This is a genomic window from Ramlibacter sp. PS4R-6 (genome assembly GCF_037572775.1).
Classification (GTDB): domain Bacteria; phylum Pseudomonadota; class Gammaproteobacteria; order Burkholderiales; family Burkholderiaceae_C; genus Ramlibacter.
The window spans coordinates 2,776,968-2,789,878 of the sequence record NZ_JBBHKA010000001.1; the positions used below are offsets into that span (position 1 = coordinate 2,776,968).

12 protein-coding genes are annotated in these 12,911 nt (G+C 70.1%); 4 read left to right on the forward strand and 8 right to left on the reverse strand.

Annotated features, from left to right (window positions below; all coding sequences use genetic code 11):
• Positions 1-24: 24 nt before the first annotated feature.
• Entirely contained in the window at positions 25-1,194 is a 1,170-nt protein-coding gene (locus WG903_RS13775) for an MFS transporter (protein ID WP_340076297.1), read from the forward strand.
• Here the strand turns inward: WG903_RS13775 and WG903_RS13780 are convergent.
• A complete protein-coding gene (locus WG903_RS13780) occupies positions 1,191-1,412 on the reverse strand; it encodes a KGG domain-containing protein (protein ID WP_340076299.1) in 222 nt (73 codons plus the stop codon). The two genes, WG903_RS13775 and WG903_RS13780, sit on opposite strands and share 4 nt — an antisense overlap.
• Before the next feature lie 70 nt (positions 1,413-1,482).
• Positions 1,483-3,741, reverse strand: coding sequence for a DUF3482 domain-containing protein (locus WG903_RS13785; RefSeq protein ID WP_340076301.1), 2,259 nt, complete (start codon positions 3,739-3,741; stop codon positions 1,483-1,485).
• Between the two features lie 81 nt (positions 3,742-3,822).
• Here WG903_RS13785 and WG903_RS13790 point away from each other — a divergent pair, with 81 nt between their 5' ends.
• Positions 3,823-5,781 carry a hybrid sensor histidine kinase/response regulator gene (locus tag WG903_RS13790; RefSeq protein WP_340078247.1) on the forward strand — a complete coding sequence of 653 codons (1,959 nt, stop codon included), beginning with the start codon at positions 3,823-3,825 and terminating at the stop codon, positions 5,779-5,781.
• A 1-nt stretch (position 5,782) separates the two neighbouring features.
• Here WG903_RS13790 and WG903_RS13795 read toward each other — a convergent pair whose 3' ends face one another.
• From WG903_RS13795 to WG903_RS13810, 4 genes are all read right to left on the reverse strand, one after another.
• A complete protein-coding gene (locus WG903_RS13795; RefSeq protein ID WP_340076303.1) occupies positions 5,783-7,981 on the reverse strand; it encodes a YgiQ family radical SAM protein in 2,199 nt (732 codons plus the stop codon).
• A 90-nt stretch (positions 7,982-8,071) separates the two neighbouring features.
• Entirely contained in the window at positions 8,072-8,542 is a 471-nt protein-coding gene (locus WG903_RS13800; RefSeq protein WP_340076305.1) for a CHRD domain-containing protein, read from the reverse strand.
• Positions 8,543-8,642: 100 nt separating this feature from the next.
• Positions 8,643-8,840 (reverse strand): hypothetical protein, encoded by a 198-nt coding sequence (locus WG903_RS13805; RefSeq protein WP_340076307.1) that lies wholly within the window; start codon positions 8,838-8,840, stop codon positions 8,643-8,645.
• Between the two features lie 108 nt (positions 8,841-8,948).
• The gene (locus WG903_RS13810) at positions 8,949-10,010 is read right to left on the reverse strand and encodes an Ldh family oxidoreductase (protein WP_340076310.1); all 1,062 of its coding nucleotides are present in this window, start codon (positions 10,008-10,010) and stop codon (positions 8,949-8,951) included.
• Between the two features lie 168 nt (positions 10,011-10,178).
• Between WG903_RS13810 and WG903_RS13815 the strand changes: the two genes are divergently transcribed.
• Both WG903_RS13815 and WG903_RS13820 read left to right on the forward strand, forming a co-directional pair.
• Positions 10,179-10,472: a hypothetical protein gene (locus WG903_RS13815; RefSeq protein WP_340076312.1), complete on the forward strand. Its 294-nt coding sequence runs from the start codon at positions 10,179-10,181 to the stop codon at positions 10,470-10,472.
• 27 nt (positions 10,473-10,499) lie between these two features.
• Positions 10,500-11,048 carry a DUF924 family protein gene (locus WG903_RS13820; RefSeq protein ID WP_340076314.1) on the forward strand — a complete coding sequence of 183 codons (549 nt, stop codon included), beginning with the start codon at positions 10,500-10,502 and terminating at the stop codon, positions 11,046-11,048.
• Here WG903_RS13820 and WG903_RS13825 read toward each other — a convergent pair.
• Positions 11,045-12,076, reverse strand: coding sequence for a response regulator (locus tag WG903_RS13825; RefSeq protein ID WP_340076316.1), 1,032 nt, complete (start codon positions 12,074-12,076; stop codon positions 11,045-11,047). The genes WG903_RS13820 and WG903_RS13825 overlap by 4 nt on opposite strands.
• Before the next feature lie 108 nt (positions 12,077-12,184).
• Positions 12,185-12,904 carry a glutathione S-transferase gene (locus WG903_RS13830; protein WP_340076318.1) on the reverse strand — a complete coding sequence of 240 codons (720 nt, stop codon included), beginning with the start codon at positions 12,902-12,904 and terminating at the stop codon, positions 12,185-12,187.
• Positions 12,905-12,911 lie beyond the last annotated feature (7 nt).

A 12,911-nucleotide genomic window follows, 5' to 3' on the forward strand; every position in this document is an offset into this window, starting at 1 on the left:
CCTTTTCTTTTGCACAATCGCAGCTTGCAGAAAAACCGCGCCATCCTCCTGCTCGCCTTCGCCGCGTTTTTCAGCGGCGCCGCGCTGCGGGTCTGCGACTCGCTCATCCCCCGCCTCGCGCGCGACTTCTCGATCACCGCCGGCACGGCTGGGCGCGTGATCATCAGCTTCTCCGTCGCCTACGGCCTGATGCAGCTGCTGTTCGGGCCGCTGGGCGACCGCTACGGCAAGGCCCGCATGATCGGGCTCGCCCTCTTCGCGTGCGCCGCCGCGTCCTTCGCCTGCGCGCTGGCGCCCGGATTCGACTCGCTCGTCGCCCTGCGCATCGTGTGGGGCATGGGCGCGGCCGGCGTCATCCCGCTGTCGATGGCCCTGATCGGCGACATGGTGCCCTACGAGGAGCGGCAGGCCACGCTCGCGCGCCTGCTCACGGGCATCCTGTCGGGGATGATGGCCGGCCAGCTCGCCGGTGGCCTCTTCGCCGATTCGGCGCCGGGCTGGCGCGGCGCGTTCGCCGTGCTGGGCGTGGGCTATTCGGTGGTCGCCGTGCTGCTCGCGCTGAACATGCGCGCGCACGATGCGCATGCGCAGCGCTCCACGCAGCTCGCTTTCGTGCGCCAGATGTCGTCGGTGCTGGCCGTGCCGTGGGCGCGCGTGATCCTCGTGTCCGTTGCGCTGGAAGGCGTCTTCCTGCTGGGGCCGATCGCGTACCTGCCGGCGTACCTGCACGAACGCTTCGCGCTGTCGCTGGCGGCGGCTTCGGGGCTCGTGGCGCTGTATGCGGTCGGGGGCTTGTTCTATGCGATGGCCGCGCGGCGGCTGGTGCGCGACTGGGGCGAGCGCCGCATGGTGCTGGCAGGCGGCCTGCTCATGGGCGCTTCATTCCTGGCGCTGTGGCTGTCGCCGTGGTGGCTCACGGCCGGGCCGGCCGCGCTCGTGCTGGGCTTCGGCACCTACCTGTACCACAACACCTTGCAGACGCACGCAACGCAAATGGCGCCCGAGGTGCGGGGCACTTCCGTGGCGGCGTTCGCTTTCTGCCTGTTCGCGGGCCAGGCGCTGGGCGTGAGCCTCGCGGGCGCGGTGCTCGACGGCCTGGGTTTCGCGCTCCTGCTCGCCGTGCCCGGCATCGTGCTGCCGGTGGCGGGAGCGTGGCTGGCGCGGGCGTTGGCCGCCCGCGCGCTTGCTGCTTAGGCCGACGGGCCGTCCTTGCGCTGGTGGCGCTTCTTGCCGGCGGCGCGGGCTTCCTCGCTGCTGAACTGGTGGGCGCGGCCGCAGGCATGCGCGGCGCGGCCGCCCATGCTGGCGATCTCTTTCTTCTTCTCGGGCGACATCGCGGCGAAGCCGCGCAGGCGGCGTTCGGATTGGGGAGTGGATTCGGGCGTCGCGGCGGTGAGGCTGGTGTCCTGCATGGTTGAGGCTCCTGTGAAACGAGCCGCAATGCTCACCTATTGCTCTGCCGTGTCCTTGTAGGACGGCGCCCTACGGTCGCGTAGTCGGCGTTCCCTGTTGCAGAGATGACTTAGGGCTTATGTTTTTGATCACAGCCCGGCCGATCGCCTCCAGCTCCTGCGCCAGCGGTTGCACCAGCTTATCCTGCGCCTCGGGCTGCGTGCGCGCGGCGTTCCAGAACCCGGCCAGCAGCGGGCGCTGGGCCTGCACGCGCGCCACCACTTCGGCGCGCCACGCATCGTCCACGCTGCGCCAGCCGCGTGCCCAGTGCGCCACGGCGACGTACCGCAGCAGCGCCGCTTCGGTGAGCGCGTCCAGCATCTCGTCGCTCAATTGCAGCAGCGTGGCGCCGCTGGGCGACGAGCGGTTCTTCCAGGCCGCGGCGATGTACGCCGCGCCGCCGCCGACCAGCGCACCGAGCGCCGCTGCCGCGCCCAGCGTCATCCCGCCGGCCAGCAGGTCGATCGACGCGCCCATCGCGGCGCCACTGGCGGCGCCCGCGATGCCGGCTTGCGGCGCATCGACCTGCTGCTGCACGGTGAAGCGCTCCTCCAGCCGGTGCTCGATCGCTTCGGCCGCATCGTCCGCCACGCCATGCAGGCGCCGCAGTTGCGCGGCCAGCGAACGCGCGGACTCGTCGAGCCGCGCGACGATGCGCGCCATCGCGGCTTCGCGCGCGCCCGCCTGCGCGTCGCGCTCCGCCGGCAACAGGCTGCGCACCGACAGCGGCGCCGCGACCAGCTCCTCCACCTGCCGTGCCGCGAAGATCGCGTGCTGCGCGATGGCGGCCATGGACTTGCGCAGCCGCTCGTCGGTGCGCGCTTCCCAGGCGCGCGCCACGTGCCCGAAGGCGCGCCGCCTGTCCTCGGGCAGCGCCTGCGCCATCGCGTCGAGCAGGAGGCGGTCGCCGCTGGCCGGATGCTGCACATCCGCGAGCCTGAGGCCCTCGCCGGCCTCCGGCGCCATCGCGAGCGTCACCGCCGGCCGCGCAAGCGCGGCCAGGACGGGGGCTGCCGCATCGACGTCCGCGCCGCTGGCTGCCAGGTGGATCACCACGTCGCATGTCGCGCGGGCATCGCGCGGCGCGGTGCGGGCGAAAGGCCACCAGCGCGCCCACCAGGGTTGCGCGGGTTCAGGCACCGCCGGCGGCGCTTCGGGTGCGATGTCCACCAGCCGCATCACGTCGCCCGCCGGCGAACTCGCCAGCACCGGCAGCGACTCGCGGTCCGGCACCAGCAGCAGGAAGCGCTCGCGGTCTTCGGGCCGGTGGGCCAGCAGGCCGACCCGCACCGATGCCGCGTTCATCAGCGACTCGACGCGCTCGGCATAGGCGGGCTGCACGTCCACCGCGACCGCCCGCGACAGGCGCTCTTCGCGCCAGGCCGCGAACGTCGCCAGCAGCAGCCGCGGCACAACCACCACGGTGACCAGCAGCGCGACATACATCCACACCCAGGGCGCGCCGAACGCCGCCCCACCCCGCAGGCTGAAGCGCATCTGCGCGACGTCGGTCACCGAGAAGGTGTCGAACGGGAAGACCAGCAGCGCCGGCAGGCGCAACAGGCTCAGCACGGCGTGCACCTGTTGCGGGCCCAGGAAAGTGCTCTCCCAGCCCACGCGGTACTCGACGACCAGCCCGCGGACGAGCAGCGACAGGATCACGCCCAGCGCCCAGGCCGCGGCCGACAGGTGCAGCACGCGCTGGATGCGCGCGGCATGCAGCGGCCGCGTCGCGCGGAACCAGTCGATGTGGAAACGCGCGGCGGCCTGCGCCGCGGGGTCGGTGCCTGCCTGCCCCATGGTCCAGCGGCCGATGCCCGCGAGCCAGGACGTGCGGCCCTCCCGCCGCGGCACCAGCGCGGCGCCGAGGAAGAGCAGGTACATGGCGAGGTTCCACGCCACGATGCCCAGCAGCGGCAGCGAGATCAGGTCGACGCGGTGCGGGTTGCCGATCGCGTCCGTCGCGACGCCGGTGACCAGCGCGGCCAGCGGCACGGCCCACTCGACCCAGGCGCGCCAGGCCGGCGCTTCCTGCAGCGCTGCCAGCCGGGGATGGCGCACGGCCAGGGTGGCCAGCACGTGCCGCGCGCGCATGGCCATGAACGCCGCCGCATCGAGGGCCGCGCCGTCGGCGCGGTGCAGGGCTTCCTGCCGGGCCCGCAGGTCGGCCTGGTCGCGCTCGTCCATGGCCAGCAGCGCGCCCTGGGCGTCCGTGGTCTCGGCCGCGTGCACCAGCACGACGCGACGCGCATCCTGCTCTTCCATCGGGCGGTGTTGCGTTTCCGTCATGCGGCCGATTATGTTGTGTCAGGTCGCGGCGTCATCCGACGCGCACGGTAGCGCTTTTGCGTCTAGGCTGCGCTCGTGGAAATGCGCCCCGCGGCCCCGATCCTCCTGGTCGACGACGAGCCCGCCAACCTCCTTGCCATGGAAGCCGTGCTGGAAGGCCTCGGCGAGCCGCTCGTGCGCGCCTCATCCGGCGCCGAGGCGATGCGCCTGCTGCGCGACCAGGACTTCGCCGCGGTGCTGCTCGACCTGCACATGCCCGGCATGGACGGCATCGAGACCGCGCGGCTCATCCGCGCGCAGAAGCGCTCGCGCGAAACGCCCATCCTCTTCATCACGGCCGACGCGTCGGAACTTTCCCAGCGCGAAGCCTATTCGCTCGGCGCGGTGGACTTCATCGTCAAGCCCTTCCGCACCGCGCCGCTGCTGGCCAAGCTGGCGTTCTTCATCGAGCTGCACCGCAGCCGCGCCGAGCTGTACGAGGCGCAGCAGCGGCTGCTGCTGGAAAGCGAGAGCCGCTACCGCACGCTCTTCGAGTCGATCGACCAGGGCTTCTGCCTCATCGAAATGGTCTTCGACGCCGCCGGCAAGGCGGTCGACTACCGCTTCCTGGAAACGAACCCTGCGTTCGTGCGCGAAACGGGGCTCGTCAACGTCACCGGCAAGTCCATGCGCGAGCTCGTGCCGGACAACGAGGAGCACTGGTACGAGATCTACGGCCGGGTCGCCCGCACCGGGCAGTCCGTGCGCTTCGAGCAGGAAGCCAAGGCGCTCGGGCGCTGGTACGACGTGCACGCCGTGCGCCTGGGCGGGGCCGAAAGCAACCGCGTCGCCGTCCTCTTCAGCGACATCACGCAGCGGCGCAACGCGGAAGAGAGCCTGCGCCGCCTGGCCGAGGAGCTGGCCGAGACCGACCGGCGCAAGACCGAGTTCCTCGCCACCCTCGCCCACGAGCTGCGCAACCCGCTCGCCCCCATCAGCAACGGCCTGCACCTGCTCAAGCGCGCCGGCGACCCGCTCACGCAGGAGAAGGCGCGCGAGATGATGGAGCGCCAGCTGCGCCACATGGTGCACCTGGTGGACGACCTGCTGGACATCGCGCGCATCTCGAGCAACAAGGTGGAGTTGCGCGTCGAGCGGCTGGACATGGCCACCGTCCTGGCGGGTGCCGTGGAGACCAGCGCGCCCCTGGTCGCCGCCGCCGGCCACACCCTGGACGTCGACATCCCTTCGAAGCCGCTGTGCGTGCAAGGCGACGCGACGCGGCTGGCGCAGATCGTGAGCAACCTGCTGAACAACGCGGCCAAGTACACGCCGCCCGGCGGGCGCATCGAGCTGGTGGCGCGCGAGGAAGGCAGCCATGCCGTGGTCCGCGTGCACGACACGGGCGTCGGCATCCCCCCGGCCGAACTGCCGAAGGTCTTCGAGATGTTCACCCAGGTCGGGCGCAACCTGGACCGATCGCAGGGCGGCCTGGGCATCGGGCTCGCGCTGGTCAAGCGCCTGGTGGAACTGCACGGCGGCACCATCGAGGCCCGGAGCGAAGGCACGGGCCGGGGCAGCACCTTCACCTTGCGCCTGCCGCTGGCCATCGTCGAAAGCCGCGCCGCCGACGCGCCCGCCAGCCACGCGGCCCTGGCGGCCGCGCCCGCCTTCCGCGTGCTGGTGGTGGACGACAACGTCGACGCCGCCGAAAGCCTCGGCACGCTCCTGCAGATCGAGGGCCACGACGTGCGCATCGCGCACGACGGCGACAGCGCGCTCAGCCTGGCCGCGGAGTTCCGCCCGCGCGTGGTGTTCCTCGACATCGGCATGCCGGGCAAGGACGGCTACCAGGTCGCGCGCGAGATGCGCGCGCTGGAAGCGATGCGCGACGCGACGCTCGTCGCGCTCACGGGATGGGGCGCGCAGGAGGACCGGGCGCGCTCGCGCAGCGCGGGCTTCGACCACCACCTGACCAAGCCGGCGGGGCTGGCTTCGGTGGATGCGTTGCTGGCGGAGATCGCGGCGGAGCGCCCGCAGGCGCACGCGCGGGTGGCCTAGCTCAGCGCGTCTTGCGCGGCGGCAGGCCGGTGTGCTGCGTGAGCACCGTGCCCTTGCGCGGCGTCGAGTTCTTCTTGCGCGCGCTCACGTAGCCGCCGTCGGTCTTGGGCTGGAAGGTCGGCACCAGGTGGTGCTTGCCGTTACCGATCAGGTCGGCGCGGCCCATGGACTTGAGCGCCTCGCGCAGCACGGGCCAGTTGTTGGCGTCGTGGTAGCGCAGGAAGGCCTTGTGCAGGCGGCGCCGGCGCTCGCCGCGCACGACGTCGACCGCATCCTCGGGCGTCACGTTGCGGTGCACCTTGCGCAGCGTGTTGCGGCCCGTGTGGTACATCGCCGTCGCCGTGGCCATGGGGCTCGGGTAGAAGGTCTGCACCTGGTCGGCGCGGAAGCCGTTTCGCTTGAGCCACAGCGCGAGGTTCATCATGTCCTCGTCGCTGGTCCCCGGGTGCGCGGCGATGAAGTACGGGATCAGGTACTGCTTCTTGCCCGCCTCGGCGCTGTACTTGTCGAACATCGCCTTGAACTTGTCGTAGCTGCCGATGCCCGGCTTCATCATCTTGGTGAGCGGGCCGTCCTCGGTGTGCTCGGGCGCGATCTTGAGATACCCGCCGACGTGGTGCTGGACGAGCTCCTTCACGTACTCCGGCGATTGCACCGCGAGGTCGTAGCGCAGGCCCGAGCCGATCAGGATCTTCTTGATGCCCTTGAGCGAACGCGCGCGGCGGTACATCTTCACCAGCGCGGAGTGGTCGGTGTTGAGGTTGCTGCAGATGCCGGGGTAGACGCACGAGGGTTTGCGGCACGCCGCCTCGATCTCGGGCGTCTTGCAGCCGATGCGGTACATGTTGGCCGTGGGACCGCCGAGATCCGAGATCACGCCGGTGAAGCCGGGCACCTTGTCGCGGATCTCCTCGATCTCGCGGATCACCGAGTCTTCGCTGCGCGACTGGATGATGCGGCCCTCGTGCTCGGTGATCGAGCAGAAGGTGCAGCCGCCGAAGCAGCCGCGCATGATGTTCACCGAGAAGCGGATCATCTCCCACGCGGGGATCTTCGCGTCGCCGTAGGACGGGTGCGGCGCGCGCGCGTACGGCAGGTCGAACACGTGGTCCATCTCCGCCGTCGTCAGCGGGATGGGCGGCGGCGTCAGCCACACGTCCCGGTCGCCGTGCGCCTGCACCAGCGCACGCGCATTGCCGGGATTGGTCTCCAGGTGCAGCACGCGGTTGGCGTGCGCATAGAGCACCGGATCGGACTTGACCTGCTCGTAGGACGGCAGGCGGATCACCGTGCGCTCGCGGTTGAGCCTAATGCGCGGGTTGGGGACGAAGGTGAGCGGCTGCGCGAGCTGCGGCGTTGCGCCCTCGCCCTCCTCCTTCGCGCACGACGAGCCCTGCGCCTTGGCCTGCTCGCTGGTCGTCATGTACGGGTTGACGTGGTCTTCCACGCGCCCGGGCTGGTCGACCTCGCTCGAGTCGATCTCCATCCACCCTTCCGGCGTCTCGCGCCGGATGAAGGCCGTGCCGCGCACGTCGGTGATCGATTCGATCGGCTGCTTCGCGGCGAGCCGGTGCGCGATCTCGATGATGGCGCGTTCGGCGTTGCCGTACAGCACGATGTCGGCCTTGGCATCGACGAGGATGGAGCGGCGGACCTTGTCCGACCAGTAGTCGTAGTGCGCGATGCGGCGCAAGCTGGCCTCGATGCCGCCCATGACGATGGGCGCCTCGGGGTACGCCTCGCGGCAGCGCTGCGCGTACACGAGCGACGCGCGGTCGGGCCGCTTGCCGCCGACGTCGCCGGGCGTGTAGGCGTCGTCGCTGCGGATCTTCCGGTCCGCCGTGTAGCGGTTGATCATCGAGTCCATGTTCCCGGCGGTCACGCCGAAGAACAGGTTGGGCCGGCCCAGGGCCTTGAACGGCTCGGCGCTTTGCCAGTCGGGCTGCGCGACGATGCCCACGCGAAAGCCCTGCGTCTCGAGCACGCGCCCGATCACGGCCATGCCGAAGCTCGGGTGGTCGACGTACGCGTCGCCCGTGACCAGGACGACGTCGCAGCTGTCCCAGCCGAGCGCTTCCATCTCGGCGCGCGTGGTCGGCAGGAACTTCGCGGGGCCGAAGCGATGCGCCCAGTACTTGCGGTAGCTGGTGATCGGTTTCGCGGCGCGCGCGAAGAAGGAAACGTCGACGGGGGCGTTCATGGTGCTGCGGGGAACCCGAAATTGTACTTTTCGGTTCCCCCGCCAGCCCCTGTCATGGGTATTGGCACGGGCATTGCACCCGCACCGGGATTATTTCTTCATCAGCTGGCCGCGAATCTCGCCGCCAGGGTACTTGGCCGAGTGCACGTTGACGTAGTACAGGCCGGCCGCGAGGTCACCGTATTGGGCTTGCGTCAGCTTGGCCTTGCCTTCCATGCCCACCAGCGGGACCACCACGCCGGCATTGGCGCCCTTGGCGCCCGGGCCGTGGATGTGGGCCATCGTCGCGGGGCCGGTCAGGCCGCCGTGCGACATCTTCCAGCTGAATTCGTTGGTCTTGATGTCCAGCTTCATCTCGAACGAGCCGCTGCCCTTGCTCTCTGCTGCCGGCGGAACCTCTTCGGCGGGCGTCAGCGTGGCGGTGTACGTCTCGGTCAGCATGGCGGCGGCGGAGCCGTAGTCGGACGAAGACGAGCTGGACGAACCGTGCATGTGGCCGCAACCGGCGAGTGCGAGCACCGCGACGGCGAGCGACGAACGGATGAGGGTCTGGCGTTTCATGGCATTTCTCCTTCTTGGGTTCCCATGGGAGCCGCCATTGTGGCGCAGAGCCGCACCCGCGCGGGCACCGGAGATACCCCAGCGTGCGCGATGGAATAGCTCAGCGCTCGCCGCTGTTGCCGTCGGGGCGCTGCTCGGCGCCAGGCTCGGGCACGGGGCGCTCGACGATGGGGTCCGCGCCCGCCGGCGGCTCGTGCGCCACCGTTTCGCCGAGCGTCGTGCGCGTCGCGTCGCCGTCGTGGTTTTCGTTGCCGCCGGATGCGGGTCCGCGGCCGATGCTGGTTTGCGAATTGCTCATGCCCCGCATCGTGCGCTTCGCGCCGGTGCGACGATGTAGTCTTGCTCCTACAACGAGGAGACGACCACGCCTGACTTCACCACGCTGCGCATGGCGCAGGCCGAAGGCTCAGGCCAGGGCTGAAGGGAAAGCGACGCCGAGCTTCTTCGCCCACGGCTCGAGCGCCGGGACGATCGAGGCATGCAGCACGATGCCTTTGGCCGCTTGCTCGCGCGCAAGGGCCAGGCCGCGCTCGCCGGGCAGGCGCACCGTCTCGCCGGCGCGCGCCGGGCGCGACGCGTGGCAGCGCTGCGCCACCGCACCCATCTGCCGCGTGAACGCTTCGGCGCCGCCGAACACGCGGGGGTCGATCAGCTGCACAAACACCGTCGCGCCCCAACCCTCCTTCGGGTCCGCGCGCCCATGCCCGGCGAGGCCGCCCGTCAGCGCTTCGACGAGCAGCGACAGGCCGTAGCCCTTGTGGCCCGAGTCGATGCCGCCCAGCGGCAGGATCGTGCCCTTCGGTTCCTGGAACAGCGCGGCCGGATCGTTCGTGGGCTGGCCATGGCCGTCGATCACCCATGGCGCAGGCAGCTTGCCGCCTTCGCGGTGCAGGCGGTTGGTCAGGCCGTTGGTCGTGGCCGACGTCGAGATGTCGACCAGCACGGGATCGCCGCCGGTGGGAAAGCCCGCCGCCACCGGGTTCGGCGTGAACACCGCATCGAGGCCGCCGAACGGTGCGACGCTCGCGGAGTTGGGATCCGAGCACGCGAGCAGCATGACGAAGCCGTCGTCGGTGGCGCGCTTCAGGTACGCAGCGAGGCATGCGATGTGGTGGCTGCGTCGGATCACCACGGTGCCGGTGCCGAAGGTGCGCGCACGCGATTTCGCTTCGTCCATCGCGCACAGCACGAGCCACGGGCCCGGGAGGCGCCGGCCATCCCACGTCACCGTCGCAGGCGCCTCGCCCACCACCTCGGGACCGCCCTCGCGCGCCATCGTGCCGGCTTCAAGTTCGGCGAGATACGGCGCGAGCAGCTGCAGGCCGTGCGTCGTGTGCCCCATGAGGTCGCCTTCGACGAGGACGTCGGCCACGTCATGCGCCTTGTCGGCGGGCAATCCATCGGCCTGCAGCAAGGTGGCTGCGAACGTGCGCAGCGCGGCGGCGTCATAGCGCGCGCTGGCGGCCATGGGAGTCTCCAAACTGGTTGTACGACAACTTCCGACTCTAGCAGAAGCTCATCGCCAGACCCGGCCTACGAGGCTGACGGGGTTGTCCGACGCGACGGTCCCACGCGAGGGTCGACAGTAGGCGAAGGCCCGCGGTTGTCGTGGGCTATCACCCAAGGAGATTTCCCCATGGCAAACGACCAAAGCCGCGACCAACAGCAACAGGGCAACCAGCAGGGCAAGGACCAGCAGCGCAGCGGCCAGCAGCAGCAAGGCACGGGCAGCCAGGGCCAGGGCGGCTCGGGCTCGGGCAGCCAGTCGGGCTCGAACGACATGGAAAAGGACCAGCAGCAGCAGCAAGGCAGCCGCAGCGGCCAGCAATCCGGCCAGGGCGACCGTGGCCAGGCTGCGCAGGAAAAGGACAAGAGCCAGAGCGCCGGCAACGAAAGCTCGGACAGCTCGGAATCCGAAGACCAGTCCTGACGTGGGCGTAGCGGGCACAATCGTGATGTGACCGCTGCTTCGACGAAACCGGGGGCCGTTCTCGCGTTTTGGCGCGAGGCCGGCCCTTCTCGCTGGTTCCGCAAGGACGCGTCGTTCGACCGCGAATTCCACGACCGCTTCCTGGCCGCGCACGAAGCCGCGGCACGCGGCGAGTTCGATGCATGGGCCGCGATGCCCGACGGCGCGCTCGCGCTGTGCATCCTGCTCGACCAGTTCCCCCGCAACGCCTTCCGCGGCACACCGCGCATGTTCGCGACCGATGCGAAGGCGCGCGCCGTCGCGCGCGGGGCGATCGATTCAGGTTTCGGCGACGCGGTCGACGAGCCGCTGCGGCAGTTCTTCGTGCTGCCGCTGATGCACTCGGAGGAACTCGAAGACCAGGAGCAATGCGTGGAACTGGCGCGCGGCCTGGAGAGCGACACGCACCGCTACGCCGTGATGCACCGGGACATCATCCACCGCTTCGGGCGGTTCCCCCACCGCAACGCCGTCCTCGGGCGCGAGAGCACGCCCGAGGAAGTGAAGTTCCTCGCCGAAGGCGGCTTCGCCGGCTAGTTGCGGCCCAGGCCCGCGAACGTGGACATCGCGCCGGACGACGGCGCCGGCGCGGGCGTCAGCGACACCTGCGCGAGGTCGCTGTCGTGGAATTCCTCCATCACCAGGCAGCCGTTGGCGTCGGTGTGGATCTCGTCCTTCACCAGCGCATAGGTCTCCGGCGAGACCGCGATGCTGCCGATGGCGGCCGTCGCGGCCACCTTCGCCGCCAGCCTCGTCTCGTGCCCGATCAGGGTGCAGCGCGATTCGTAATCGCTGCGGAAGGTGCCGATGTCGCAGATGCCCGTGTGCACGCCGATGCGCAGCCTCAGGTCGCTCGCGGTGCGCTGCAGCTCCATGGCCATGCGCACGCACGCGGCGGGATCGTCGAAGAAGGCCACGCCCGCGCCGTCGTGGAAGCGGTCCACGCGGCCGCCATGGCGCGTGGCCAGCCATTCGACCTCGGCGGCGAGCGCGTCGCGCTCGCGGTCGTCGAGGACGCCGTGGCCCGCGGTCTCGGCGAACAGCAGCGTCTGCTGCCTTTGTTCAAAGTCGATGCTGCGCGAGTCGGCGCCTTCGAACAGGCGCTGCCAGGCGGCCGGCGACAGGTGCCGGGCGAGCTTCTCGGACAGCGCCTCGATGCAGCGCGCACGCGATGTCGCGTGAACGTGCGCCTCGACGCGCTTCAGGACCTGCTCCGGGTCCACCGGCTTGGTCAGGTAGTCGATGGCGCCGAGGTCCAGGCCCAGGCGCTCGTCCTTGCGGCTGGCCAGCGCCGTGAGGAAGATGATCGGGATGGTGGCCGTGGGCGCGTGCTGGCGGATGCGCCGCATCACCTCGTAGCCGTCCATGTCGGGCATCATGATGTCGAGCAGGACCATGTCCGGCGGGTTCGCGGACATCACGACCTGCAGGGCTTCCTTGCCGGAGTTGGCCTGCACCACCTCGTAGCGATCCTCGAACAACCCGTTCATCAGGAACAGGTTGTCGGGCATGTCGTCGACGACGAGGATGCGCGGCAGGCGGTTGTCGGTGGTGCTCGGAATCATGGCGTGGGCCCTCCGTTATGGGATGGCGTTATGAGACCATCCGGCGCCTCGCGGCGCTTAGGCAAAAGCGGAGACCCCCTTAAGCAAATCGCCTACGCGGGGAAGGCTTCAGCCGTCCAGCTCCGGGTAGTTGCGGAACAGGTCGTCTTCGTTGGGCCGCACGCGCCTGTCGCTCGTGACGTACGCGGCGATGCGCGGGTTGCCGGCGACGTGTTCGTGCAGCGCCAGCACACGCGGCGTCTTGCGCAGCACCTTCGCGCTGGCCTTCGGGAAGGCATAGCGCAGCCCTTCGACCACCTGGTACAGCGACAGGTCGGGGTAACTCAGTCGTGAACCCACGAGGCGCGGGATCCGGGGCTTCGCGTTGCGCTCCAGGATCGTCTCGAACCACTGCATGAATTTCGGCAGGCGGATTTCGCGGAACTGCTGCGCGCGGCGTTTGGATTCCGGCTTCTGGTCCTCGTAGTACAGGCTGGAGCCCACCGGGTGGTGCACGTCGTGCGCCTCGACGGCGAAATCGGCCAGGGTCAGTTGGACCTGGTGGGCCCACAGTCGGTCGGCCTCGCTCGTGCCCGCGAGACCCAGCTTCGGGCCGAGGTAATGCAGGATCAGCGGCGTCTGCCCGATGATCTTCTTGCCGTCGACGAGGAACGGGCACGCGAACGGCGGCCGCGCGAGCTTCGGGTCGGCCATCAGCTTCTGCATCCGCTGCAGGCCCTTCGCTTCGAGCGCCACGTCCACGTACTTCGCGCCCGCGGCTTCCAGCGCCAGCCGCACGAATTCGCCGCGGCCCTGGATGCCGGGCCAGTAGAAGAGTTCGTAAGCCATGCGCGAA

Coding starts and splice junctions, on each gene's coding strand:
- WG903_RS13780 (WP_340076299.1), bottom strand. CDS start 1,412: ATGCAGGACACCAGCCTCACCGCCGCGACGCCCGAATCCACTCCCCAA.
- WG903_RS13785 (WP_340076301.1), bottom strand. CDS start 3,741: ATGACGGAAACGCAACACCGCCCGATGGAAGAGCAGGATGCGCGTCGC.
- WG903_RS13790 (WP_340078247.1), top strand. CDS start 3,823: ATGCGCCCCGCGGCCCCGATCCTCCTGGTCGACGACGAGCCCGCCAAC.
- WG903_RS13795 (WP_340076303.1), bottom strand. CDS start 7,981: ATGAACGCCCCCGTCGACGTTTCCTTCTTCGCGCGCGCCGCGAAACCG.
- WG903_RS13800 (WP_340076305.1), bottom strand. CDS start 8,542: ATGAAACGCCAGACCCTCATCCGTTCGTCGCTCGCCGTCGCGGTGCTC.
- WG903_RS13805 (WP_340076307.1), bottom strand. CDS start 8,840: ATGAGCAATTCGCAAACCAGCATCGGCCGCGGACCCGCATCCGGCGGC.
- WG903_RS13810 (WP_340076310.1), bottom strand. CDS start 10,010: ATGGCCGCCAGCGCGCGCTATGACGCCGCCGCGCTGCGCACGTTCGCA.
- WG903_RS13815 (WP_340076312.1), top strand. CDS start 10,179: ATGGCAAACGACCAAAGCCGCGACCAACAGCAACAGGGCAACCAGCAG.
- WG903_RS13825 (WP_340076316.1), bottom strand. CDS start 12,076: ATGATTCCGAGCACCACCGACAACCGCCTGCCGCGCATCCTCGTCGTC.
- WG903_RS13830 (WP_340076318.1), bottom strand. CDS start 12,904: ATGGCTTACGAACTCTTCTACTGGCCCGGCATCCAGGGCCGCGGCGAA.